The 24,564-nt window shown below is 41.6% G+C and carries 20 protein-coding genes; 1 reads left to right on the top strand and 19 read right to left on the bottom strand.

Going from position 1 to position 24,564, the window contains the following annotated elements; genetic code table 11:
- Nucleotides 1-627 precede the first annotated feature (627 nt).
- From recQ to CAL7507_RS11520, 6 genes are all read right to left on the bottom strand, one after another.
- Nucleotides 628-2,790, bottom strand: a complete 2,163-nt coding sequence (gene recQ / locus CAL7507_RS11545; protein WP_015128658.1) for a DNA helicase RecQ — start codon at nucleotides 2,788-2,790, stop codon at nucleotides 628-630.
- 163 nt (nucleotides 2,791-2,953) lie between these two features.
- Nucleotides 2,954-3,409 carry a DUF29 domain-containing protein gene (locus tag CAL7507_RS11540; RefSeq protein ID WP_015128656.1) on the bottom strand — a complete coding sequence of 152 codons (456 nt, stop codon included), beginning with the start codon at nucleotides 3,407-3,409 and terminating at the stop codon, nucleotides 2,954-2,956.
- A gap of 89 nt (nucleotides 3,410-3,498) precedes the next feature.
- Complete coding sequence (locus tag CAL7507_RS11535) at nucleotides 3,499-3,861, bottom strand: type II toxin-antitoxin system RelE/ParE family toxin (protein ID WP_015128655.1); 363 nt, start codon at nucleotides 3,859-3,861, stop codon at nucleotides 3,499-3,501.
- Nucleotides 3,851-4,090 (bottom strand): hypothetical protein, encoded by a 240-nt coding sequence (locus tag CAL7507_RS11530; protein ID WP_015128654.1) that lies wholly within the window; start codon nucleotides 4,088-4,090, stop codon nucleotides 3,851-3,853. The genes CAL7507_RS11535 and CAL7507_RS11530 overlap by 11 nt, the downstream gene beginning before the upstream one ends.
- Before the next feature lie 406 nt (nucleotides 4,091-4,496).
- Nucleotides 4,497-7,793 carry a HEAT repeat domain-containing protein gene (locus tag CAL7507_RS11525; RefSeq protein WP_015128653.1) on the bottom strand — a complete coding sequence of 1,099 codons (3,297 nt, stop codon included), beginning with the start codon at nucleotides 7,791-7,793 and terminating at the stop codon, nucleotides 4,497-4,499.
- A 69-nt stretch (nucleotides 7,794-7,862) separates the two neighbouring features.
- The gene (locus CAL7507_RS11520; RefSeq protein WP_015128652.1) at nucleotides 7,863-8,309 is read right to left on the bottom strand and encodes a hypothetical protein; all 447 of its coding nucleotides are present in this window, start codon (nucleotides 8,307-8,309) and stop codon (nucleotides 7,863-7,865) included.
- A gap of 66 nt (nucleotides 8,310-8,375) precedes the next feature.
- Here CAL7507_RS11520 and CAL7507_RS11515 point away from each other — a divergent pair, with 66 nt between their 5' ends.
- Nucleotides 8,376-8,660, top strand: a complete 285-nt coding sequence (locus CAL7507_RS11515; RefSeq protein WP_015128651.1) for a DUF427 domain-containing protein — start codon at nucleotides 8,376-8,378, stop codon at nucleotides 8,658-8,660.
- A gap of 248 nt (nucleotides 8,661-8,908) precedes the next feature.
- Here the strand turns inward: CAL7507_RS11515 and CAL7507_RS11510 are convergent, their stop codons facing one another.
- From CAL7507_RS11510 to hpsB, 13 genes are all read right to left on the bottom strand, one after another.
- On the bottom strand, nucleotides 8,909-10,300 hold the full coding sequence (locus CAL7507_RS11510) for a malic enzyme-like NAD(P)-binding protein (RefSeq protein ID WP_015128650.1): 1,392 nt from the start codon (nucleotides 10,298-10,300) through the stop codon (nucleotides 8,909-8,911).
- Nucleotides 10,301-10,383: 83 nt separating this feature from the next.
- Nucleotides 10,384-11,775 (bottom strand): PP2C family protein-serine/threonine phosphatase, encoded by a 1,392-nt coding sequence (locus CAL7507_RS11505; protein WP_015128649.1) that lies wholly within the window; start codon nucleotides 11,773-11,775, stop codon nucleotides 10,384-10,386.
- An 800-nt stretch (nucleotides 11,776-12,575) separates the two neighbouring features.
- Nucleotides 12,576-14,285 (bottom strand): signal recognition particle-docking protein FtsY, encoded by a 1,710-nt coding sequence (ftsY, locus tag CAL7507_RS11500; RefSeq protein ID WP_015128648.1) that lies wholly within the window; start codon nucleotides 14,283-14,285, stop codon nucleotides 12,576-12,578.
- Between the two features lie 181 nt (nucleotides 14,286-14,466).
- Nucleotides 14,467-15,096 (bottom strand): transcription antitermination factor NusB, encoded by a 630-nt coding sequence (gene nusB / locus CAL7507_RS11495; protein ID WP_015128647.1) that lies wholly within the window; start codon nucleotides 15,094-15,096, stop codon nucleotides 14,467-14,469.
- A gap of 122 nt (nucleotides 15,097-15,218) precedes the next feature.
- Nucleotides 15,219-15,992, bottom strand: coding sequence for a DUF502 domain-containing protein (locus CAL7507_RS11490; RefSeq protein WP_015128646.1), 774 nt, complete (start codon nucleotides 15,990-15,992; stop codon nucleotides 15,219-15,221).
- 878 nt (nucleotides 15,993-16,870) lie between these two features.
- On the bottom strand, nucleotides 16,871-17,758 hold the full coding sequence (locus CAL7507_RS11485) for a glycosyltransferase family 2 protein (protein ID WP_015128645.1): 888 nt from the start codon (nucleotides 17,756-17,758) through the stop codon (nucleotides 16,871-16,873).
- A 269-nt stretch (nucleotides 17,759-18,027) separates the two neighbouring features.
- Nucleotides 18,028-18,867: an HpsJ family protein gene (locus CAL7507_RS11480; protein ID WP_015128644.1), complete on the bottom strand. Its 840-nt coding sequence runs from the start codon at nucleotides 18,865-18,867 to the stop codon at nucleotides 18,028-18,030.
- Between the two features lie 272 nt (nucleotides 18,868-19,139).
- Nucleotides 19,140-19,772 carry a TIGR04282 family arsenosugar biosynthesis glycosyltransferase gene (locus CAL7507_RS11475; RefSeq protein WP_015128643.1) on the bottom strand — a complete coding sequence of 211 codons (633 nt, stop codon included), beginning with the start codon at nucleotides 19,770-19,772 and terminating at the stop codon, nucleotides 19,140-19,142.
- 32 nt (nucleotides 19,773-19,804) lie between these two features.
- Complete coding sequence (locus CAL7507_RS11470) at nucleotides 19,805-20,479, bottom strand: Tfp pilus assembly protein FimT/FimU (RefSeq protein WP_015128642.1); 675 nt, start codon at nucleotides 20,477-20,479, stop codon at nucleotides 19,805-19,807.
- A 309-nt stretch (nucleotides 20,480-20,788) separates the two neighbouring features.
- Nucleotides 20,789-21,754 carry a hormogonium polysaccharide biosynthesis glycosyltransferase HpsE gene (hpsE, locus tag CAL7507_RS11465; RefSeq protein WP_042341280.1) on the bottom strand — a complete coding sequence of 322 codons (966 nt, stop codon included), beginning with the start codon at nucleotides 21,752-21,754 and terminating at the stop codon, nucleotides 20,789-20,791.
- A gap of 110 nt (nucleotides 21,755-21,864) precedes the next feature.
- Entirely contained in the window at nucleotides 21,865-22,542 is a 678-nt protein-coding gene (locus tag CAL7507_RS11460) for a Tfp pilus assembly protein FimT/FimU (RefSeq protein WP_236556932.1), read from the bottom strand.
- A 319-nt stretch (nucleotides 22,543-22,861) separates the two neighbouring features.
- Entirely contained in the window at nucleotides 22,862-23,815 is a 954-nt protein-coding gene (hpsC, locus tag CAL7507_RS11455; protein ID WP_015128639.1) for a hormogonium polysaccharide secretion pseudopilin HpsC, read from the bottom strand.
- A gap of 33 nt (nucleotides 23,816-23,848) precedes the next feature.
- Nucleotides 23,849-24,532: a hormogonium polysaccharide secretion pseudopilin HpsB gene (hpsB, locus tag CAL7507_RS11450; protein WP_015128638.1), complete on the bottom strand. Its 684-nt coding sequence runs from the start codon at nucleotides 24,530-24,532 to the stop codon at nucleotides 23,849-23,851.
- Nucleotides 24,533-24,564: the final 32 nt, after the last annotated feature.

Here is a 24,564-nt window from a genome sequence, read left to right as displayed (position 1 = left end):
CAAAATTGACAAACCACTAGGTTGAAGCAATACGCTACCCAACACCTCTATCTCTAGGGTGACGGCGGGATTTCGAGATAGCGAGGGGAACTGGACTGGGTAAAGATATATTTATATAGCTTATATCAGCTAAAAGTAATTCAAAACTCTAAATGTAGTCAAATCTACAGTTTTTGGTTGACAATAGGGAGTAGAATCATAAATTGTCACCAAGGAGGCATTAATCTATGAGTTTCATAGACGTTATTTTATTGACTCTATTTAATACTCTTGCTTGCCTCGCACTGCCTAAACTTTTGTCTCTGGTCTTGGCAGTTAAAACAAAAAAAGCTGTACATTCCGATCATACCATAACATTGCAAGAATTAAATACTGAAGTTCCCAGTTTTCTATAAGTGATCTTGGTTGTCTATCTACACGCAAGTTTTTTGACTAAATTTCTCCAAAGGCAAGTTACTCTGAATTTAAGGGAGATTGTTGGTAATGGGTAATTAATTGTTTCCCGTGATTAATTGGGTTGCTCGGATAGTTTAAGGCGATCGCTTCTGGAGAAAGTGGCTGCAAAGCAACTTAAAAAGAGTAGACACAAATTTAAGTTGGCTTTGTTCCCGAAGATCAACCTCAATTTTATTTACGATTTTCGCGACGCCATTTTCCTCTAACTAGGCGGATTTCGTCGTAGGTGTAACTTTCGCCTAGTTGTTCTTTAATTGGTACGAGAGAGATATCACCCAAAACTTCTAAAACTTGCCAAATTTTTTGTTGTCGCTCCAACGGTAATAACTTATTTAGATCTACCTGTTGATTTTTTTCAATTAAATCTACTAGGTGACGGATAATTGTAGTTGGGCGCATATTGCGTTTTTGGGCAATTTCCTCAACGCTTAAGCCTTGCTGATGCAACTGAAATGTCGATATTTCGGTATCAGAAGGTAAGCCAAGACCAAGATAAGGCGTAGAATTATCTTGTGGATCGATGATACCTTGTTCCTGACGGTAGGCGCGAATCTCTGCGAGAAACTTATCGCCATACTGAGCAAGTTTATGACTACCAACACCAGAAAGTTTACCGAATTCAGTGATAGTTTTTGGTTGGACTTGCGCCATTAATTTGAGTGTAGAATCTTGAAAGACCACGTACGGTGGCACAGATTGTTCATCGGCGAGTTGTTTACGCAGCGATCGCAACCTCTGCAACAAGATTTCCATCTCTGCGGCTTTGGCGCTTCCCTCTTCCCAAGCAATCTTTTGCGCCACGGGAACAGCGATGGAAACTGTGCGTTGTCGGCGCATGACTTCCCAACTTAAGGCGTTAAGCTTCAAAACCGAGTAACCATCACTAGTTTGTTCTAGTAATCCTTGATGTAAAAGCGATCGCCCTAACATGCGCCAATCATCAACAGTTTTATCTTTGCCTATGCCGTAAGTAGAAAGTTTATCATGTTGATTGAGGGTAATTTTCTGGTTTTTCGCGCCTCGCAACACATCAATAATATGCAGCATCCCAAATCTCTCTTTACACCGCGCCACACAAGATAGAAACTTCATAGCTTCAATTGTCCAATCTTGCACTGGTTTGGGATAACGACAATTGTCACAGTTACCACAATTACCTGGGAAACGTTCGCCAAAATAACCGAGTTGAATCGTCCGCCGACAGTCTGTTCCTTCGGCGTAATCGATCATTTGGCGTAATTGTTGCTTGGCGATTAACTGTTCTTGGGGGTCAGTTTTTTGATCAATACTCCATTCAATTGTTTTAATATCACCAAAGCTGAAAAAAACAGTACAGCGTGACGGTTCACCATCTCTACCCGCCCTACCTGATTCTTGATAGTAACTCTCCAAATTACGGGGAATATCGAAGTGAATTACTAACCGGACATCTGGTTTATTAATACCCATCCCAAAGGCAATTGTTGCCACCATGACGCGCACATCATCTCGGATAAAGCGAGTTTGATTTTTGCTGCGTTCTTCATCACTTAAACCTGCATGATAAGGCAAAGCGGCAACCTTATCATTTTGCAGTTTAAAAGTTAGTTCATCAACTTTTTTTCGAGTTAAGCAATAAACAATTGCTGAACCTTCCGTTTCTCGAATTAATTCTAATAACTCGGCGTAAGCATATTTCGTCTTAGAACGGATTTCGTAGTAAAGGTTTTGGCGGTTAAAGCTAGCAATGTGGATACTCGGTTGCTTTAACCCTAATTGTTGGATAATATCAGCCCGGACGCGATCTGTGGCGGTAGCGGTGAGGGCGACTGTAGGAATATCAGGGTAACGTTTTCGCAGTGACTTTAATTGGCGATATTCTGGGCGAAAGTCGTGTCCCCACTCAGACACACAGTGCGCTTCGTCAATGGCAAAACTAGAAATACCGATTTGGTGATTGATTAAATCCAGAAACGGCAGAAATCTTTCACTAAGGAGACGTTCGGGAGCGACGTAGAGCAGTTTAACTCTACCATTGAGGATGGCTTCTTCACGCGATCGCACTTTATAAGCGTTGAGACTGCTATTCAGGAATGTCGCAGAGATATTATTATTGCGTAACGATTCTACTTGGTCTTGCATCAAGGCAATCAGTGGCGACACCACCACAGTCAAACCCTTTTTCAGTAGTGCTGGTAATTGAAAGCACAGAGATTTACCGCCCCCCGTAGGCATCACCACCATTAAATCCCGATTTTGCAGCGCATCTTCGATAATTTGCCGTTGTCCAGGGCGGAATCGGTCGTAACCGAAGTGATATTTTAGCGCTTGTTCGAGATTGGGATACTGAAGCATAGCGATCGCTTTTTCCGGGGCGTTCTGCGTGGGTAGTAATGAAGATATCAGGATTTTAACTCACAATAGTTGGGGCATGGGCAATAAAGAATCCTTTTCACGATTTCGTAACTGTTGAATCGTTTGCTCGATCCAATATTGTAAATCGCGATCGTATAGGTCATTAGACATTATTCAGATTAACTCCGTCTTGGTTCAATAATGTTTCTACATCACGAGGAAAAGGACAATCATCAGGAAATTTTGTTTCATATTCCTTACTCATGTTCTTATGTGCATTTTGATAACATTCATCACATATAGTTAAAAAATAATTACGTAGACTAGGGGAATCTCGAAGAATACGACTTAATTCTTGTTGTGTGCGGCTAATTGTTGCTTCCCAACTGCCATAACATTCTGGTGAATTTACATAATTTCGTTTTAAGGCGTGTTCAAATAAAGTTGTCAAACGGCTTTCTAACTCCCGTCTATCTCTCCTCCCCAATCCTTCTATCTCCTCAATTAAGTTTTCCCAGTCTACATTGCTATAATCTTGGGATTTTAAGCTATTGACAGTCTGCTCAATCCACAATGCAAAGTCTGTTACATAGAGATTTTTTACTCGTGATTGAGTCATAATCAATTAAAAACTTTAGAGTGCTTTAGCAATAGTTTAACGTGGATAAATACCGTATCCAGAAATAAGCGCTCATCTGCGATCGCCTATTATTCTAGATGTTGCTGCTTAAAATCACCTAATATTTGTTGAATTTCTTCTGCTGAGATGTCTTCTTGTTCAGATTTGGAGTAGATGGTTACTAAAATAATATTTGTATCTGTCTTTAAATAATAAATTACTCGATACCCACCACTTTTACCCTTTTGAACATCACTATTTTTGACCCGTAGCTTAAAAATTGTATATCCAACTCCGGGTATCTTGTCTCCTGGTAATTCTCCTGATTGCAGTTGTTCTATTATTGGTTGAATATCATTACTAATATTCCGGTACTTTTTAGCTAAAATACGCAGATTACGTTTAAATTTAGCAGTAGCTTCAACTTGAATCAAAGGTGGTTCACTCTGCATCAATACCTTCCCACAGTTGAGATACAGGTATAGTATTTCCGGTCATCGCATCGTACCAACCTTGACGAAAACTTTCACTGGCAGACTCAACAAGTTCATCATCCTCTTCATTCTCTTCCGTGATTAGGACAATGACTCGGACGCGGCTGTGTTTTGCTATAGTCAACGGCTTGTCTAAAGAAATTTGACCCCATTCGTTCACGGTTCCCTTGACTTCTATTGCTTTCATTGTCGTGAATCTGAGTTGTGCTGTTAATAGTATAGAACTTGTATATATAAGTTTTGCTTAAGCTGTCGTTACGACAACATAAGCGTTCGCCACAAATAGGCAAGCTGTCGTTACGACAACAACTTGATTGATAAGTTTTACTTAAGCTGTCGTTACGACAACATAAGCATTTGCCACAAATAGATAAGATGTCGTAACGACACAAGTTGTGTTCGTAACGATCGCATAAGTTGTCGTTACTAACGGATAAGCATTCGTAACAAAACAAGTTGTGTTGGTAACGAACGGACAAGCTGTGGTAACGACAACAACTTTATTCCTAACGACAGCTTCTATGTTGGTAACAAATGGACAATCTGTCGTTAGCAACAGACAAATATTTGTAACGTTGCTGCTGCAACAGTACTTAAATTATTCTTGTGAAGAGGATTTTTGCCAAGCTTCGCATCGCACGAGTAGCAACATTATGCTGATGCCAAGCTTGATAGAAATCGGGGTAAGGCATATTCTGAGCGCATTTCCAGGCTAAATCGTAGAATTTATAATTCAATCGCCAATAACTACTTAAAGCTTTAACTGCTTGAAACCGATGGTTATTGTCTCGTATAATTCTATCTAAGCTATATGCTGCCTGCCTACGGGTGGAGTAATCTAGATGATTTGATTGGAGCAGTTGCACTAAAGCGGCGATCACATTTTCATTGCTTGTACTGATTTGCTCTAAGCTAAATGCTGCCAGGAAACGGGTGGGGTAATAATCCAAATGATTGGATTGCAGCACTTGCACTAAGGCGGTGATTGCAATTTCATTGCCAGAGTCGATTAATCCTAACCTAGATGCATCCTGCATACGAGTATAGATATCTAAATGATTCGATTGCAGTAGTTGCACCAAGGCGGCAATCGCAATTTCATTGCCTGGGTTAATTGTCCCTAAGCTAAATGCTGCCTGCCTACGGGTATCGTCATCAACAGTTGTTGATTGGAGCAGTTGCACCAAGGTGGCTATCACAATTTTATTGCCTGGGTCAATTCTCCCTAACCTAAATGCTGCCTGACCACGGGTGTTGTCATCCAGATGATTTGATTGGAGCAGTTGCACCAACGAGGCGATTGCAATTTCATTGCCAGGGTCGATTGTCCCTAAGGTTTCTGCTACAAACCCACAGGTATAGTAATCCACAGTAGTTGATTGTAGCAGTTGCACCAAGGCGGCAATCGCCATTTCATTGCCTATACCAATTTTTCCTAAGGTTTCTGCTACAAGCCCACAGGTATAGTAATCTACAGTAGTTGATTGTAGCAGTTGCACCAAGGCGGAGATCGCCATTTTATTGCCTATACCGATTTTCCCTAAGCTTTCTGCTGCCTGACTGAGTGTATCGTTATCTACAGTAGTTGATTGGAGCATTTGCATCAATGCGGCGATTGCCATTTCATTGCCTTCTGCTGCTAGCCTGCGGGTATCGTCGTCTACAGTAGTTGATTGGAGAAGTTTTACCAAGGCGGTGATCGCAAATTCATTGCCAGTACCGATTTTCTCTAAGCTTGATGCTACCTGCGTACGGGTGTTGTCATCCAGATTATTTGATTGCAGCACTTGCACCAAAGCTGTGATCGCAATTTTATTACCTGGGTCGATTTCCCCTAAGCTATCTGCTGCCTCCCTACGGATGGAGTTATCCACATCAGGTGATTGCAGCACTTGCACTAAGGCGGCGATCGCAATTTCATTGCCTGGGTCGATTTTCCCTAAGCTTTCTGCTGCCAGCTTACGGGTATCGTCGTCTACAGTAGTTGATTGCAGCAGTTGCACCAAGGCGGCGATCGCAATTTCATTGCCTGGGTCGATTTTCCCTAAGCTTTCTGCTGCCCACCAATGGGTGTTGTCATCCAGATTAATTGATTGCAGCAGTTGCACCAAGGCTGCGATTGCATCTTGATTCCCTGTGCCGATTTCCCCTAAGATATCTGCTGCCTGCCTACGGGTGGAGTTATCCACATCAGGTGATTGCAGCAGTTGCACTAAAGCGGCGATCGCATCTTGATTGCCTGTGCCGATTGTGCCTAAGCTTTTTACTGCCCACCTACGGGTGTCCTTATCCACAGTAGTTGATTGCAGCAGTTGCTTCCAGGCTGCGATCGCTTTTGTGCTGTCTGTTTGTTGCAGTGCTGACTTAGCTTCCTCTTTGATTGAACTTAGACCATTAATTACCCATGTGACAATTTGCTCTACTATTTCATCTGCTTTAAAATAATCCCTAAATTCTGCAATTCCTGCGGCAGCTAAAAAATAGGCACGATATTTATAAAATTTTCCACATCCATCTTTAAAATTAACTAAAGTATTAATAAACTCTTGCTTTTGCTGTTTAATATTTTCTTCTTCTCGCCCTAACCAAAGTAATATTGTTTGCTTCCATTGCGGTTCAAAGATACGGTATTTCTTATTTTCAACAGGTTTATTTTTGTGTTTACGAGGTAAGAAAAAGTCCCAGTCATCAATGGCTTTAGCAGCAAAGTACTCTTGAAACGAGGCATGAAAGAAAGCGTAAACAGGTTTTCTATTATCTATCTCTACACAGTTCAACCAGCCGCGGCTCAGTGCCAATTTTAGCAGCGAGTTTTCATCATCAGCATCTCCCAAGAAGTGACTAACAAAATCTTGCCGCAAGCGAAAACGGGTTGCTTCTTTGTCTATTGCTTCTTTAGCTAATTCCCCTAGCTTGACATTGAGTTGCTGACGCTGTTCAGATGTTGTAGCAAATTCCTCTTGTTTCCACTTGTAGAAGTCATCAACAAATTGCTGATAGAGTCCCGCTTGAGTATCAGGTAATTTACCTCCTCTTGATTGCCAATTCAAGCACAGCAGCGTTAACCGCAGAGGATTTTTCACTAGATCTTGAATCCGTTCTTTACCCGGTTCTTTCAACGCAGTGCATAACTGCTTTCCAGTTTCAGGAATAGCAGCGAACCATTTGTGAATAAATCTCTCTACCTGTTCTGGATAAGAAAAATCTAAAGTGCGATAAATATCAAAATCATCAAGTGCATTAATGCTGCCATCCCACAGATTAACCCGACAAGTTAGCACAATTCGCGCTTGAGAAATTAATCTTGCTTCACGGAGTTGTCGGGCAATTTCTGTTAGAGGATTACCTGAAGATGCGGACATTTCATCTAACCCATCTAGCAACAGCCACAGATTATTTTGATTAAACTGAGCAACAAAATTATCCTTTAATTGTTTGGTAGCTTCAGCTTTACCTGTTTTCTCAGCAACCTGAGTCAACCAACTCTCGAATAGATAAGATTTTAGTTCCTGACCTCGCAAATTTGCTAAAGATACCCAAATCACAATCGACTGGGGAATCTCACGAGATACCCAATCAGCAATCTGCTGTAACAGTGTTGTTTTTCCTGCTCCTGGTTCGCCAATAATCGCAATTCGCTTACCTTGACTTTTAGGGGTGTTCTTCTGTTTAAGAACTTGTTCAAGAAAAGCATCATGCTGAAATGTTTTGGTGATTTCTGTCTCCTTATAAAGTTCTGAACCCTGTTCTGGAGAAACATCACCCTGACGCTTGGATTGTTTTTTGCGCTCAATTAATCCCAGTGGCACGTAAACATCATCAACTTGCAGGGCGACTCCTTCAGTTGATGTCAAAGGATTTGTAGTCAGCTTTCGCCGTTCTGTCAGCATTGCGGTGCAAACTTCACGCCAGTCATCGGGAGTTAACTTTGTCCCATCCTCCCCTTGAGACGGCTGTAGTCAGTTGTAGGTATTGCTCTGTTGCTCAATGTTGATTTGTTGAGCAACCATTGCACCTTTCTCTGCTTTTATCTCCTCTGCTAACTTTGCAAAGTTGTTGATAACTGATGGCTGAGACTGGATTTCTGCTGCTTTAGTTTTAATTTCCTTAGCAATCTCAGACTGCTCGTTATTAACTGCTGCTTCTACTTCCACAACAGCTTGAGCAATTTCTGGGTCTTGTGCTGCTGCTGCTTGAAGTTCCAACACTGCTTGACCATAATCTAATCGCTGCGGTTCATTTCCCTCAACAGCACTGGTGAGTAATGGCGATTTGTTCTTTTGGCGGAGTTTGTCTATTAACTTCCATAAAGCATCACCAATGTTTTCGCCTGTTTTCTCCAAAGCTTTAGTCGAAAGTGTAGTAGCGATCGCAGTCGCAACAGCAGCCAGTGTCACAGTTATCATAACGTCACTACGAGTAAGTTAATAGTGTCAAAATGTTATGTGTACAGTTTATTCGTAAAACCACTTATGGCAAAAGCAATTTGGAATGGAGCTATTTTAGCCGAGAGCGAAAATACTGTAGTAGTGGAAGGCAATCATTACTTTCCATCTGATGCTATTAACAAGCAATATTTTCAGGAAAGTAACACTCACACTACTTGCCCTTGGAAGGGAGAGGCTAGTTACTATAGTATCGAAGTCGATGGGCAGGTCAACAAGGACGCTGCTTGGTACTATCCCAGCACTAAGGAGAAAGCCAAGAATATTGAAGGCTATGTCGCTTTCTGGCGAGGAGTGAAAGTTGAGTCCTAATAAAAGCCACTCCGGAACATAGCAGTTTTCAGTCGAGTGCAATACACCTTGATCAGAGGCAGAAGGCAGGCTTGCCGTGAGCGTAGCCGAATGGGAGCAGGGGGAAAGATACAAATCGAGTAGAATTGTGGGCGAAAGCACCCCTGCTCCTTTTCTTACAAGAGTTGAGAGCAACTCAAGAAAGTGGGTGGTTTTCGCCCCTGTTCCCCTGCTTCCTACACAAGAGCTTTTTCACTGTGCCCATCGACTTAACTCTGTGCAATCCCTTCTTCACGGGCGGCGCGTTGCACAGCTGCAGCAACTGCTGTAACTACTCGCTCATCAAAGACTGAAGGAATAATATGTTCCCGATTTAGATCCGACGGCTTGACTAAAGAGGCGATCGCACTGGCTGCTTCTAAATACATTGTGGTGGTAATTGCCTGTGCCCGGCAATCTAAAGCACCACGAAACACTCCGGGAAAAGCCAGGACATTATTAATTTGATTCGGGTAGTCACTCCGCCCAGTCGCAATCACAGCCACATCTTTAGTGATTAATTCTGGTTGAATTTCTGGGATAGGATTAGCCATTGCAAACACAATTGAATCTTTCGCCATTGATTGCACCATTTCGGGTGTTAATACTCCTGGGGCGCTAACTCCGAGAAATACATCTGCCCCTTGTAATGCACCTGCTAGGGTTCCTTGGGCTTTAACTGCAAATTCCTGCTTTTCTGCTGTGAGGTCGGTACGACTAGTAGAGATAATACCTTTAGAATCGCAAATCCAGATGTTTTCTGCCCCAGCTTTTTTGAGCAATCGGGCGATCGCTATCCCCGCAGCCCCAGCACCGTTAATCACAATGCGGATTTCTGCAATTGATTTATTCACCAATTTCAAGGCGTTAAACAATGCAGCCAAGGTGACGATCGCTGTACCATGTTGGTCATCATGAAAAACCGGGATATCTAATTCTTGACGCAGTCGCCGTTCAATCTCAAAACAGCGAGGGGCGGCGATATCTTCTAAATTCACACCACCAAAAACGGGGGCAAGATACTTGACTGTACGGATGATTTCCTCTGTATCCTGAGTTGCCAAGCAAATAGGGAAAGCATCTAAACCCGCAAATTCTTTAAACAGCATCGCTTTCCCTTCCATAACTGGGAGAGCAGCCTCTGGACCGAGATTACCTAATCCTAAAACCGCACTACCATCAGTAACAATCGCTACTGTGTTTTTCTTAATAGTTAAGTTATAAACTTCCTCAGGATTTTGGGCGATCGCATTACAAATCCGCCCCACACCAGGAGTGTAAGCCATTGCCAGATCAGAGACACTTTTGAGGGGAATTCGGCTAGTGATACTGATTTTGCCGCCGCGATGTAAATTAAAAGTGCGATCGTAGACATTCACGACTTTAATGTCTGGTAATGCTTTCACTGCTTGCACAATCGTCTCAGCGTGTTCAGTGCTAGCAGCATCAACAGTTACATCACGGATGGAAAGTTGGCGAGTTTGCTCAATTAAATCAATTTGTCCCAGATTACCACCACTCAGAGCGATCGCCTGGGTGACTGATGCCAACATCCCCACACGATTGGGAATCTGCAAACGTAGCGTCAAACTAAAACTAGAATTAGGAGTTAGGGTTGCCATTTGGGTTTGGGATTTTAAATTCTAGATTTTATATTAAGCTGTAAATCCCTCATCCCTCATCCTCAGTCCCCAGTCCCCGTTAATTATTGAATTTGCAAAACAACTAGCGTCATGTCATCGGTGTTTTGCTTATCAGCACCAATAAATTGCTCAACTTGGTCAAACAGATAATCTACAATCTCCTCTGGACCATCACAGTATTTACAAGCTGTGTTGAAAGAAGTGACAAAATTTTCTTCATCAAAGCGATCGCCCCCAGCCGCAGCTGCATCAGTTAAACCATCTGTATAGTAAATAATTGTATCCCCAGACTCTAGTTTTACCTGGGCATCTTCATATTGACTGTTGGCATCCAAACCAATCAGCATTCCTAGAGTATCCAATCTAGTCACAGTTTTTGTAGCTGCGTGCCACCACAAAGGCGGATTATGTGCAGCGTTGCTATAAGATAAAATCCGAGTATGAGGATCGTATTCTGAATAAAATAGCGTCACAAAGCGGTGGGAATTTTCCAAATCTGCATACATAACTCGATTTAAGTTTTGCAGAATTCCCGACGGAGAATTACCATGTAATACTTCTCCCCGTAGCATTCCCCGCATCATAGTCATAATTAACCCAGCCGGGACACCTTTACCCATGACATCCCCAATTACCAAACCCAAGGGGCCTGGTTCTAATAGGCTTTTAGTTTGTGGCTGAATCTGATTGTGATTGGTAGGAATAAAATCATAATAGTCTCCACCAACTCGATTAGCTGGTTTACAGCGTGCAGCCAAGACAGCACCAGGAATAGTGGGACATTGACGTGGTAGGAGACGGCGTTGAATTTCTGCACCAATTTCTAGTTCTTGATCTAGGCGTTCTTTTTTGCGTAATTCTACTGCCAATTCATCGTTTTCGATCGCTACTGCTGTTTGATCTGCCACTAACCGGACTAATTTTTGTCTGGTTTCTGTCCAGCTATATTCCGGATCGCGGCTTAAGACATATAGCCATCCTCTCTCGGTGTGCTTCACCAAAATAGCCGTACCAAAGATTTGCACATCTGGCCCCAAATACCTGTGCATTTGATCGTCCAGCATTCCTGTGGTAGTTGCTAGAGGCGCAGCATTCGGCACAAGTGTGATTTGACTGGTGGCAGTTTCTAGGGCTTTACGGATGTTTTTACGCTGAAGACTATCTTGCCAGTGTAACTGCTCTAACCTGACCTGGCCGTTAGGTTTGTAAAGAAATAAAGCACTACCATCTGCATCTGTAACTCTTGTTGCCATCAGCGGGATCAGCTCCAAAAATTGATTCAAGTTATTGAAGCTTCTGAGGGCAAATCCTAAAGAACTTAGCAAATCTTGAATTTTATTCTGTTCCCGATGCAGCCTGGCCACGAGTTCCTTGAGTGCCACAACTGGAGTGACATCCGTCGCAGCACTACTATTACTGTCAGTGGGTTGAGAGGGCAGTTGAGACACAGGCACGGTTATTATTACACTTTAAATAAGCAGGTGGGCTAATTTTTAATTACGGATAAATCTTTGAGTTTTTGCATTGCTAAACCATATTGGGACAAGGTTTATCACTTTAGCAAGAGTATAAAGACGTAAGACTTAAATTTTATAAGTATTGCATTTGCTTATCAGATTTACTGCTCAATATAGGAATTTAAGCTAATGTATTCCTAATCAAAAATCAGTCCGTAGAAATCAGCAATTGCCTTTGGCAGCGATAAAGCTATTCATCATTTCATAACTTAATTACTCAGTCATATATCTTTAGGCATAAAAAACTCTTTTTTAGCACAAATCTAAGTTATATTGCCATAATTCTTTCAAAATGAGGGGTCTGAGGTACTAGGGGTCTAAGGGTGCTTCTAGGTGTTAATGAAAGGATTGACTGTTTATCCCCAAACCTAAAAATATACACATAAGATACTTTAAATCAGACTCGAAAAAAACTATGAGTTAATGGTGCAACACTCATAAGAAAACCTTCGCGGTTAACTAATTATTTTAGGGCTGAAACTTTTTCTAGTATTTTGTTTGTACTTAATTCCAGTGACAATACCAGAGCAGTAATTCCTAAATATATTAGTTCTCCAAAAAACCTAACTGAAAAATTGTCCCCTAGTACAGCAGGGTGCAAATAAATAACCCATTACAAAACGCTGCAAAGCTTATTGTACAGGTTGCTTCATTTCAGACTAGCCTGCGGCAAGCCGCTTCGCGTCTACAGACTTCAGACTTCTGTACTTCAGACTTCAGACTTCAGCCTTTTTGTACTAGCCACTTAATAGTGCTTCGACAAACTCATAGCTGGAAAATGGACGTAGGTCTTCAATTCCTTCTCCGGCTCCAATAAAGCGAATTGGTAAACCTAGTTGCTGCACAACTGCAAGGGCGACGCCTCCTTTAGCTGTGCCATCTAGCTTGGTTAATACCACGCCACTAAGTTGGGCGGCTTGAGAAAAAACCTCAGCTTGCCGCAATCCATTTTGACCTAGAGTTGAGTCTAGAACCAATAGTGATTCTACTTTAGCGTTTGGAGCTTTTTTGTCAATAATTCGGCGGATTTTACTGAGTTCATCCATCAGATTTTTCTTATTTTGCAGTCGCCCAGCGGTATCTACTAGGAGTAATTCAGTTTCTCGTGCTTGGGCTGCGGCGATCGCATCAAACACCACGGCTGCTGGGTCAGTATTTTTACCAGGATTGGAGATGACTTCTACACCACTCCTAGTGCCCCAAACTTTCACCTGTTCCACAGCGGCGGCGCGGAAGGTGTCTGCTGCACCAATCAAGCATTTATAGCCAGATTTTTGTGCTAGGTGAGCGATTTTCCCAATTGTCGTAGTTTTACCAGCACCATTCACCCCAGTGATCAACCATATATTTAAGGTTTCTTTTTCTGGAGCAAAGCTAGTTTTGGGGGATTTATTCACTGGATTATCCAGCATATCCCGCAGAATTTGTTTGAGATAGGCGATCGCTTCTTCTGGCGCAGTCACTTCTTCCCGCAGTTTTTGCTGTAGGGAACTAATAATCGCATCTGTGGCCTCGACACCCACATCCGCTTGCAGCAGCAATGCTTCAATTTCCGTCACCGCCGCTTGATTCAGTGGTCCTTGGCCGACAATTGCCTTAAGTTGGTTGAGGATATTACGACGGGTTTTATCTAACCCCTGTCGTAGTTTTTTCAGCCAGGTAATTTCCTCAATCGATATGTCTTCTGGCCGTCTACCTTGAGCTGCTAGGACTTCTGCTGACCACACAAATCCGTCATCAAAGTCTAGTCCGAGAATTTCCTCTGTGATTTCCGGTGTGACGGTGGTAGCAGTTAACGGAGCTACTACTTCCGGTTCGGGAACTGCGATCGCATTGGCAATCAGTCTTTCTTGTTTTGCTTGTCTTTCCGCCGCTGCTCTTTCTAGGAAGGATAGGGTGGGCGCTGTTGGTTGTGTTTCTTCCGGCGTATCCAATGACTCAGTAGGTTCTGGTTCTGGGGTAGCAACTTCAGTCACTGCCTCAATTGCTGCCACCAAATCTACACCAGATGCTTCCTCAGTAGTTATGGGGTTAACAATTACGTCTAATTCTGGGGATTGTACAATTTCTGCAACTTCTACAGGCTCCTCAGTGGTTATTTGGGCAACAGTTGCATCCGGTTCTGCAACTTGATTCGTTTTAGCTAATATCGCCGATGGCACAGGTTCAATTTCTGCACTAACTGTTTCTACGGCTTCCGGTTCCACTGCTGGCGCTGACTCATCAGCAATCTCCAGTGGAGTTTCCTCTACCTGAGATTGCTGTTTTTGCTGGATATTTTTGTAAGCGGCTTTCGCAAACGCCAGCAAATCTGCCGCTGTTTCTGGTGTTGACGTTTCCGTTGGCTGTGGTTGGGGTGCTTGTGCAGGAGGCGTTTCTCCCTGTTTCTGTTCGGAGGGAGTTTCAGCAGAATCGTTATGTTGACGACGGAACCAATTAAAAACCATTGCAGCTAGCGATATTAGTTGTTATGTGACTATGAATTAAGTACGTCGGCGCAAATTAAAGTTAACTAGTGAGTATTGTCATTGATAAAAAGTCAAGGGTCAAAAGTGGACGGTGAGCGTAGTCGAACAGTCAAGAGTTACTTTTCTCTATTCCCAATGCCCAATGCCCCCATGCCCAAAACTATGCAGTCTTTTTTTGCTCCGTGAATCGGCGCAGAACACCATTAATAAACCGATGTCCTTCATCTCCACTGTAGCGTTTGGCTAGTTCTACAGCTTCGTTGATGGCCACGCTATCTGGCAGGTTTAAAAATAGCATTTCTGCGACAGCAATTCGCAAAATATCTCGGTCGATTTGAGCCAGGCGAGTGACTTGCCAGTCTACCAAAGCAGAGGAAATTTGTTCATCGATGATAATGCGCTCGTCGCTAACTATTCTGACAATGCTGATGGCATATTTGCTAACTATCTTGTCTTGATTTGCTAGCTGAATTAATTCTGGGAACTCAACTGCTGCACCCAGTTGATTGATGGCTATTTGAGTGTAGGCGATCGCCTCTGTAAGCATTGTTCTGGCAGCATTGATGTCTGAAGCGCGAGTTTGGCTACTTAAGACACGATCCTGGCTGCGTTGTAGTTCACCAGCAGCGGTGTCTAAAGTATCTTGTACTTCCGACCTCAGAGTGCGTACTGCTGCTAGTACTAGCTTGGGTAATTGTTCTTCTGTCAGTTTTTTAGGGTTGACTGGTAACTGACTGAGGCTTAAAAGCGCCAGTTCGCGAGCAATTTGTTGGGGCTTCCGGTCTTGCATAAAAGTTATTGTGAATGTTAGAGAATTGACTAAACAAGAAGAATGTAATTAGAAGTCAATAGATTTTTGCGTAGTCAGACAATCATATTATCCATATTGCTTGCAACTTTGCCTGATTGATTTTAAGTTTCTTCGGCGGGGATAACTGGCGATGTGATTTCTTGGTGTTGCACTTCTATTGTGGACTCTTTGGGAATAACTATGTTTGGTAGCAGTGTATTGGGAGAGACAATGCCACCAGAGACAACTATCTTAAAAGCATCTTCTATTGGCATTGACAGATTTACCACCTCGTCTTCCGGAACTATGGCATACCATCCAGTCGTAGGATTAGGGGTTGTGGGAATGAAAACACTCAACATCGGACGAGACATCTGGGTTTGAATTTCAGTACTAATCGCACCTGTGACAAAAGCGATCGCCCAAATTCCTTGTCTAGGATACTCAACTAAAATTACACGGCGGAATTTGCCATTGGAATCTTTCAGTAGCGTTTCTAAAAGTTGCTTGAGGGTTTTGTATACCTGTCCCGCTAACGGAATTGCTTGTAATAAGCGTTCACCAAAATCTAGTAACCATCGACCAGCAATATTCCGAGCCATCAAACCAATCGACAAAATAATCAGTAGTGGTACTGCTAGTCCTACTAATAAATTCAGTATATTTACTAGTGCAGGATGCAGTCCTTCAAAGGGATTTAACTGTTTGGGAATTTTAGTGAGAAAATTGATTACCCAGATGGCAATGGTAATCGTCAGCCAGATCGTAGTTGCTAGCGGAATCAACACCAGCAACCCAGCAATCAGGTCATTTTTTAAGTCCTGTTTTAGGCGATTGATTACCAAGCCCTTATTCTCCTTGTTGAAGTTAATAGAACTTTTGTGATTGGTATTCATAACCAGCAGATGCGTCAAACAATTTTGGATTTTGGATACTTCGACAAGCTCAGTACAAGTTTTGGATTTTGGATTGACCCCATACATAAATCTGCTTGCTCTGTACCATCAAGGAATTATTGGTCAAACTGCGAAGACAGAATTTAGGCAGAAGATCCCAACTCATATGGTTCGGTTAGCTTATTTATATCTCTTAAGATCACCAAAAAGTCAGCTAATTTGCCCTTCGGTTACTGCTGCAAAAACAGTGTTGTTTAGATCCCCGACTTCTTATAGACACCCGTAGGGTGGCTTCCCGCAGGGTAGAAGTCGGGGATCTCGCAGCCCATGATACTTTATGGGATAAACCAATAGTCTTATACCAACCAGCCATCATCCTGGTTAATCTCAAAGGATGTTACTTTTCTTCATCAAAATTGTAAATGATTGTTGCAAATTTCTGACTTACTTTTAATGTTACCGCGCACTATAGGAATCCGATTTGATTATTGAAAAAATCTCAGTATTTGTAGGGTGGGCAATGCCCACCAAAACCATGATACGGTGGGCATTGCCCAACGCCACTCCTCTCAACGCGGGAAACTCCTCCGGATTCGGCAGTCCACCCGGTGCTTCAGACGCACGTGTGGCTACGCTCACTGCGCACGAGGGTGGCTCCCCTACGTGTATTTCAGAAACCAAATACTAATCCTATATCAAAAGCTGCTAATGCTGTTGATTGCATTCCTCAGCAGATTCAAGATAAGTTGCGATCGCCCTTGGGATGAGCAAGAGCGACTTTTATGAGAAATTTATATACAAAATATTAACTTATGAGACAACTCAGTAGGGGCGGGGTCTTCCCGCCCTCGCTTGTACCGTAATCACTGTTCACTGATTTAAGCCGGATCAGCCTGTCTAATTTCGTGCTGTGTATTTTCGCTAACAAGTGCCTTTGTATCTAGACTAGGTGTGGGTAGATGCTTCAGTTCCCATACTTTGAGCAAAATCAAGTATTCATAGAACGCCTGCAATGTACACCAAGCTAAACCAGCACGTCCGTCTAAGCAACCGCCTAATAAAAAATACATATACAAAAAGCGTAGCAGGGGTCTAGCAGGTAAACGCAAAGACAAATCTTTCAGGGCGCGCCGTCTTTCAACTTCTGACTTACCAAAAAATAAATCTCGCCAGTTTACACTTCCTCGTTCGATTTGGTTAAGGGTTTCTTTGGCTTCATCTGTAGAATACCGATTATGCTTGTCAATCCAACGATTCAATCCCTTACCACTAGTGTAATGAGGATAAGTTTCCTTTAAAAAGCTAGTTGCACCATGACAAACTTCCCGTTCAGTATGACCATAATCTGTAAACCAAACTTTACCATGCTGAAAAAGGCGCATTTGGTAACGGGGATATTGGGTGCTATGGCGAATCCAACTATTCATAAACATGACGCGTTCAGCGACATAATAGCCTATGTAATCTGGATTCTGAATTACCGTTTCGCATTCCGCAAACAGTTCTGGCGTCATGCGTTCATCGGCTTCTAAAATGTAAACCCATTCATGCTTGGGAGAAATAGATTCTAACATCCAAGTGCGTTGCAGTCCGTGGCTTTCAAAGGGGTGTTGCACAACACGGATGGGATAGCGACTAGCGATTTCTACAGTGCGATCGCTACTACATGAATCCACAACGATAATATCATCTGATAGCCTCGCTGATTCTATACAAGCAGCAATATCTAGTTCTTCGTTATATGTCAGTATGTAAATTGAAAACATTACTCAACTCTTATTCAAAGTATTTTTATATCTGTAGTAGTTTCAAGGACAAAGAATGAAGAATGAAGTAAGAACTTGGTACATGCCGGACTTCTTCCCGCTACGCGCTTTCGCCCTTAATGAGCGAAAAATTCAGTTTCTTAAAAAGTTCAGATGAAAGCCAGCCCAATTTCTAACTTGTCTCCAAGCGAAACCAGTGGCGATCTTTTATCCTTTGATCGGTCAAGTAATTTCATACTTCATACTTCATACTTCATACTTTAGTTTGACTAGCGCGCAGTAGCTTTACGTCCACCACCTTGTAAAGCACCCATACCTTTTAATCCTGTCCAACCGATGATAATGTAGCCAATCGATAGTAAAAAACTGCTCAGACAAATCCGCAATTTCGACTTACCAGCACTGTCTGTAGTTTGTTTAACAGCTTCTTCTTGACGCTGACGAATTTGAGTCCGTCTTTGACCCGCGAGTCCTTGAGGATCTGTTTGTTGTGCGATAAATTTATCAAGCTCTTGGGGATTTGCTTTAAACTTTTTCAGCAATTCCTTTTGTTCTTTGGGCACTTGAGGATTTTCAAGTGCTTGCTTATACTTCTGCTCATCTTTGAGCAAGTCCGCAAACTGAGCTTTAGCTTGGTTTCGTACCTGTTCTATTTGAGCTTTTCCCTGTGGATTGTTTATTTGAGCTTGGAATTGTGCTAGTTGATTGTTCAATTGAGCTTCTTCCTGCTCCGCACTCTTGTTGATTTCAGCGATTTTTTTAGTGCTAACTTGATCAACATTGAGATAATGTACAGGAAAAATTACCAAGAAAATCAACCCTAAAATGCTTGCTATGATTAGGGCTGGCAATCTTAAATCTACACCTTTTGAGCGATCGCCATCACCAGCATTACCAATCCAATATGCAGCAAACAGGATTCCTAAACCCACCATAGGTACAATTCCCCGATCAACTAGCGCCGTTGCTAAGTTGATTTGCCATAACCGATCAGTTGGCTGGAAGGGTGACAACAGAATCAGAAAGTCTAGCAAAAAGGACAAAATTAGGATTACACCCACCACCTTCAGCGTGAGCGCAGTATTCAACGAAGCAAAACGATTAACCATAATTTTTCGGTCGTGTGGTAAACAAGAGTGATTGTCCTATTCAAAGTTACTTGAATATTGTTCCCATGCTCTTACCTGTTGTATCTCAACAAAAGACAGATGCAATACTAGCGAATATCTACTTTTAGTTTTAAACACCACCACGGTAGCATCTGTAACTAAGGGTGTCCTCAGAAAATTCTTGGTCTTCTACTATACTGTTTTTTCTTCAGGGGATTGGGGAATAACTCCTGACCCTTGACTCCTGACTCCTCACCCTTCCCTTCACTCCCTCACCGAAAGACTTGTTCCCAAATTGGCAAATCCTCTGGACGGTCAACATCAGCTAAAGTAGGCAAGTAGACATGTGATAAATTAAGTTTTTGGGCAATGTCCATAGTTTGTTGCAATACTTGAGAAGTGCCCCAGTCGATGTTAGCGAATAATTCCGGGACTAAGTGGCGTAAACCAATCAAATAATAGCCACCATCGATCGCCGGACCCATAACAAGTTCAAAAGTTTGCATCTGCTCAAATGCGGTTGCGATAACCTGGGAATTCACCCCAGGACAATCAGTCCCAATGATCACCACTTGTTGGGCACCAGATTGAAAAGCATCAAAGAGCGATCGCACCAACTTTTCCCCTAAATCCCCTTCACCTTGAGAATGGTAAACTAAATTTAACCCTAGCCAATCTTGCATTAACTGTAAATTACCACCAGCAAACCGTACTTCCACTGTTAGCGAAGTTTTTTTTTGCAATTCTTTAACCTTAGAAATTGTATACTCTGTCATCTGCCGTTGCAGATCAGCAGCACCAACATTACCCAAAGCAGGTATCAGCCTAGTTTTTGTCTTTCCTGGCTCTGGATAGCGAGTAAAAATAATCAGGTGCTGTCTTGAGCTTTCTGATAATTTCAGCACGAAATACCTTATGAAAATTAGTCAAAAATATATTAATAGCAATACTTACCTTTGTCATTCGCTCTAGTATGCTCTTTACCCGTTCGCATTGCGCCTAGAAGTGTAGAGACATAGATGCAACGCTTAACTTCATTAACCTTTGGACTGTAGAGAGTAATTTGTCCTAATGTTCTGAGTGAAGTTTTTGTACATTCATCTCCAATTTCGTAGACAGGACAACCGTGGTAATTAAACATAACTCGCCACGCTTGCTGAGAATTTTCTTTTTGTAAAGTTGTCTCTGAATTACCTTTTTGGTTTCTATCCTGATAAATTTGCACATTAGGGTCGAAATTTTGCCATAGTTTGTCATTATTTTTCACAGCATCAGGAATAAATTTTTCCGTTTCTGCTTGATGAACTGTCCATTGCACAACACCATTTTTTTCACGAAAGCTAGCTTGCCAAGTCAGTTTTTGCTTGATAGCTTGGCTTTGAGCCTGGCGTATAGCGAGATAAACTTCACCTTGAGCGACATTAAGATAGCGAATATTCACAAAAGCCAGCCAACTGGGTACAACTATTGCCGCTAATATGCCAATTAATAAAACAACTACTAATATTTCTAGCAGCGTAAATCCTTTGCTAGAGGAGGTTTTAAAAACATTTCTAATATTAGCTATTAATAGAAAATACACCAAGTTATTCTTTATGAAATTAGAGGACATCTATAAAAGAAAATTTCAGCCCACCATATTACAGGTTACGATTTAAAATCGTCAACCCCGTAGAGGCGGGGTTTCCCCCATTGGTGTCAACTTAAGCTAGAAATAGCTTCACTGCGGGCTTCCTCACCCGCCCTTCGACTCCGCTCAGGGCTAATAGCTAAAGTCTACTGAAGTAGACTCAGGATTTGTGAGAATTTTGAGTCATCTTGAGATGACTTTTGCTATGAGACTCAGAATTCATTCTGAGGCGGGCTATGGGTTTCGCGTTAAGTTGACACAGATGGGTTTCCCCGCCCTCGACTGTATTGCTCACAACCCCTTATCAAAGTAGCCATTTCTCCAAAGATAGAAAGGGCTAATTAAACTACTAACAAATAGTTGCATTTCACACGCCGCAACCAAATCAGTTTTAACCTGTAAACGATATCTCAATAGATGCAAGATAATTTTACGTAAATCATTTATCATATAAAGCAAAAAAGCAGCTGGTTTTGCCCAAGATTTTACATTTAACATGCGGGTTACATAACGGCTCAGTCCAATACCTTGAAAAAATGGAATTAAATAATCTTTGTGTAACCGCCATTTTGGTATTCGATGATATATTTCCATCTCTGGGTTATACCAAATTTCCCACCCTTTTTGTTGGATGTATGATAACGTTTCTAAGTCTTCACTAGTCAGCATATTTCCCGTAACTCTACCAGTCAAAATAGAATGACTGGGTACACTTTCTAGCCAAGCTTCTCTACGGACAACAAGTCCAGCAGCAGGAGGTAATAATTTTTTGTTAGCTTCATACCGCAAAGGTAAATTACCCCGCTCTGTAATTGCTAAAAATGGTGCAATACGCTGAAAGTTTTCCGGTGGTTCAACTTCCCATTCAGGATGATTCTGGCTACCATAAGCTCCCGCCTTTGGATACTTTTGACCAAAATCATAAGCTGCTGCTACCCAGTTTAATTCTGGAAAGTTATCATCATCCAGAAAACCAATAAATTTACCTTTGGCTTCTTCTACTGCTAATTGTCTGGCGTATGCAGCTCCCTGTTTTCGTTCAAAGCAATATTTTAAAGGGTAAGGACATTGCCAATTTTTTTGATAACTTTGAACAACTTTTGCTGTATTGTCTTTACTATTATTGTCTACAACAATAATTTCCCAACTAAAGTGTTCAGTGCCTAATTGATTTTGCAGTCGTGTCAATAACTCAGGCAATCGACTTGCACCATTATAAGTTGGGATAGCAACAGTAAAATCAAGGTATATTGTCATCACACCCGACAGAATAAACTCACCTGACAACTCAATTCTCAACTTCAGATGTGGTTTATGGTTACAGTTTATTTACTGAATTTTTTAGAGAGTTTCCAAAAAGTAAATTTTTATTGACATTCAGTAGCACTTTTCCCTATTTTTACTGAGCCTAATAAAGTTTTCATAATTACGCACCGCCTCTCATTTGTAGCTTGAGTAGGAAACCCAGATTTAGCTACAGCCACCGCGACAATTAAGCCTTTAGTGCCAATCTTGGTATTTTGCACTGATGTTAAACCGTCAGTCTTGGTTTTAATTGTTAAATCCAAAGCGCCGGTGTAGTCAAAGGTAATTGTTTGTGGAGTGGTAGTGTTAAAAGCCGCAGCATAGATTACAGAACTACTAGCGGTAGTTGTATTTCTATCAGTGAGGTTTGTACCAAGCACTATTTTTCCTGCTTTGATTCCTACTTCATCACCCAAATTACGCCAGAAACTATCGGGAGCAGTATCTTTGGGATGGACTGCAATTTGGGGAATATTATTGTCAGTTCTAAAGCTAATACTGTAACCAAATTTTCGCTTTTTTGCTTCGCGTTGAGCTTCTTGTATTGCTGACAAGACAATATCATTGGCTTTATTTAGTTGTTGTTTATTGGTAAAACTCACCCAACTAGGAGCAGCAATTGCTGACAGTACTCCAATCATCAACACCACTACCAACATCTCAAGTAAGGTAAATCCAACATTATTTTGATAAAAATAACAAGACTTTTTCAACTGTGTAGCTAATATCTTTATAGGCATTTGATTGGATTTTTTTACTAATTCTGAGCTATACATAAAATAGATTTTCCTTCATTAGTCTAGTAGTATAGGATGGGTATTGCCCACCAAAATACTGATATGGTGGGCATTGCCCACCCTACGCATAATCTCAAAAATCAGATAAGATTTTTGTAGGGATAGTAAGTAAGTCAGCGAGAATAAATCTAAGCATATTAAAAAGCTTAAATATGCCTGAAAACTTAACAAATAACTAATGACAAATTACTACTCTCAAGATTTATTTTTATTGGCAAACCCTTACTTATATTTGAATCTAGATTTATTTATACATATTTAGTTATTTGGTAAATAAGAATCCTAGTCCTTGTACTCTTATGTTGGCTTCAGGGTAATAAATTTTTTTACTTTCATTATCTTTATCAAAATTCAGGTTTGTATTTTGAAGACGAGCGAAAGCATTACCACGTAAGTAAACCTGTGCAACAGTGTTTGTTGAGTCTACACAAACATAAAAACCACGTGTTTTCACATTATCTGTTGCTACCTGATCTCCGCTTCCAGTGAATTGCGGTACTATCTGACCAGTAGAGCAAGTTGGTGCTGGATTTGCTGTAGTATCTGTGGTGCTTTGATCAATATAATCAACTAGAGGTAGAATGTCTTGTGTGTAAGTTTCACCGCTTTTCTTTGTCCAGTTATTCATCTTAGTCTTAAGAGTGCCTTCATCTTGTAGATTAAATAACTGGAAACCTACATCTCGAGTGTTGTTGATAGCAGTATCACTGCTGCCATAACCGTTACTAATTTGAAATCTACCAATCCGAGCAGCTTTAGACCATGTAGAGTCATCATCTTTAATTATGTAATAGGCAACTAAAGAGTAGACAAAGGTATCATCAGTTTCAGTACCAACAGTCAGCCCACCTGAAATATACTGACGCTTCCAGAATACAAGAACAGGGAAAAACTTTTTCTTTTCATCAGCAGACGAGGCTTTAGGTAGTTGACTTCTAATAGCAGCTATACCGTCAGCATCATAAATATAAACTGACTGTTGCAAGTCTCTGGCAATATAATCAAGTGCTGCTTTGATTTCTTGGTCGGTATTTGTCTTAGCCTGCTCTTTGCGGTCATTATCAAGAATATTGATCATGAATCCTAGCAAAGGTGTGATTATTAGGGCAGCTATAATCATAGCTACAAGCAACTCGATGAGAGTGAAGCCTGCTATTTTTTGTTTCGTTCTAGAGCGTTTTAACTGATTCTTTGAAAGCCATTTAAGCTGTCTCATGATGCTATGTTCTCTCCTAAAAGTTGTGGATGTTTAGCATTGAGATTGAGGTGCAGGGGTGGGAGCAGGGCTAGGAACAGGCTGTTTAAGCCGATCGCAGAAATCACTAAATACTACTCCGTCGGTTATTTCTGTGGTCATTTCCACTAACGGGGCTTTGCGATCGCCTGCTCCCCCAGTGAATGTAGGTTGTTTATCAGGTGCTTTTTTTAAGTTCCCTCCATCACTGCTAAAGCCACTCGCCCTGTAAACACGTACCCCCAACTGATAGCCCTTATCAGCAGTAGCTGTGGAAACTTGGTTATAGCGAAAAGCTTGAATAACAAAATCTCTGGCGCTGCTAGAAGTACAGCCACCACCATCAACATCTATGCAATACAAATCAGCTGAGGGTAATGAGCAGTAACTGTTGGCGCTACAGGTTAAAGTTCCTAAAGAAGGTGCAGAGTAATTATTTGGAGTATAAGTAGTTCCAGAAAGTGTGGTGGTAGGTGGAGCAGTTATTATTCCACTACGTACACCATCAGTGTAGCTTTTAGCAGCATCTGTTGCTGTTTCGATGCGCTTTGCTTGCACTCGCGTTGCTACAGACAAGACAATCACAGGGGCGATCGCCGCCAGCAACGCAGCAGTAACTAAAATTGCTACCAAAGACTCAATGATGGTAAAACCTGATTGACTTGATTGGGTTGTTGGCAGATGTTTTTGGTGAATCATAATCTCAGCAATCAAAACACACTGGTTTATTA

This window comes from Calothrix sp. PCC 7507 (genome assembly GCF_000316575.1).
In the GTDB taxonomy this organism is placed as follows: Bacteria; Cyanobacteriota; Cyanobacteriia; order Cyanobacteriales; family Nostocaceae; genus Fortiea.
The sequence above is the reverse complement of the archived record's forward strand: the minus strand, read 5'-3'. Positions and strand labels throughout refer to the sequence as shown.

What these genes read in the sequence shown, in the direction of transcription:
- CAL7507_RS11480 (WP_015128644.1), bottom strand. Translation starts at nt 18,867, where the DNA reads ATGGTTAATCGTTTTGCTTCGTTGAATACTGCGCTCACGCTGAAGGTG.
- CAL7507_RS11460 (WP_236556932.1), bottom strand. Translation starts at nt 22,542, where the DNA reads ATGCCTATAAAGATATTAGCTACACAGTTGAAAAAGTCTTGTTATTTT.
- CAL7507_RS11485 (WP_015128645.1), bottom strand. Translation starts at nt 17,758, where the DNA reads ATGTTTTCAATTTACATACTGACATATAACGAAGAACTAGATATTGCT.
- CAL7507_RS11490 (WP_015128646.1), bottom strand. Translation starts at nt 15,992, where the DNA reads ATGAATACCAATCACAAAAGTTCTATTAACTTCAACAAGGAGAATAAG.
- recQ (WP_015128658.1), bottom strand. Translation starts at nt 2,790, where the DNA reads ATGCTTCAGTATCCCAATCTCGAACAAGCGCTAAAATATCACTTCGGT.
- CAL7507_RS11530 (WP_015128654.1), bottom strand. Translation starts at nt 4,090, where the DNA reads ATGAAAGCAATAGAAGTCAAGGGAACCGTGAACGAATGGGGTCAAATT.
- hpsE (WP_042341280.1), bottom strand. Translation starts at nt 21,754, where the DNA reads ATGACAATATACCTTGATTTTACTGTTGCTATCCCAACTTATAATGGT.
- CAL7507_RS11470 (WP_015128642.1), bottom strand. Translation starts at nt 20,479, where the DNA reads ATGTCCTCTAATTTCATAAAGAATAACTTGGTGTATTTTCTATTAATA.
- CAL7507_RS11515 (WP_015128651.1), top strand. Translation starts at nt 8,376, where the DNA reads ATGGCAAAAGCAATTTGGAATGGAGCTATTTTAGCCGAGAGCGAAAAT.
- CAL7507_RS11525 (WP_015128653.1), bottom strand. Translation starts at nt 7,793, where the DNA reads ATGCTGACAGAACGGCGAAAGCTGACTACAAATCCTTTGACATCAACT.
- ftsY (WP_015128648.1), bottom strand. Translation starts at nt 14,285, where the DNA reads ATGGTTTTTAATTGGTTCCGTCGTCAACATAACGATTCTGCTGAAACT.
- CAL7507_RS11535 (WP_015128655.1), bottom strand. Translation starts at nt 3,861, where the DNA reads ATGCAGAGTGAACCACCTTTGATTCAAGTTGAAGCTACTGCTAAATTT.
- hpsC (WP_015128639.1), bottom strand. Translation starts at nt 23,815, where the DNA reads ATGAGACAGCTTAAATGGCTTTCAAAGAATCAGTTAAAACGCTCTAGA.
- CAL7507_RS11540 (WP_015128656.1), bottom strand. Translation starts at nt 3,409, where the DNA reads ATGACTCAATCACGAGTAAAAAATCTCTATGTAACAGACTTTGCATTG.
- CAL7507_RS11520 (WP_015128652.1), bottom strand. Translation starts at nt 8,309, where the DNA reads ATGATAACTGTGACACTGGCTGCTGTTGCGACTGCGATCGCTACTACA.
- nusB (WP_015128647.1), bottom strand. Translation starts at nt 15,096, where the DNA reads ATGCAAGACCGGAAGCCCCAACAAATTGCTCGCGAACTGGCGCTTTTA.
- hpsB (WP_015128638.1), bottom strand. Translation starts at nt 24,532, where the DNA reads ATGATTCACCAAAAACATCTGCCAACAACCCAATCAAGTCAATCAGGT.
- CAL7507_RS11510 (WP_015128650.1), bottom strand. Translation starts at nt 10,300, where the DNA reads ATGGCAACCCTAACTCCTAATTCTAGTTTTAGTTTGACGCTACGTTTG.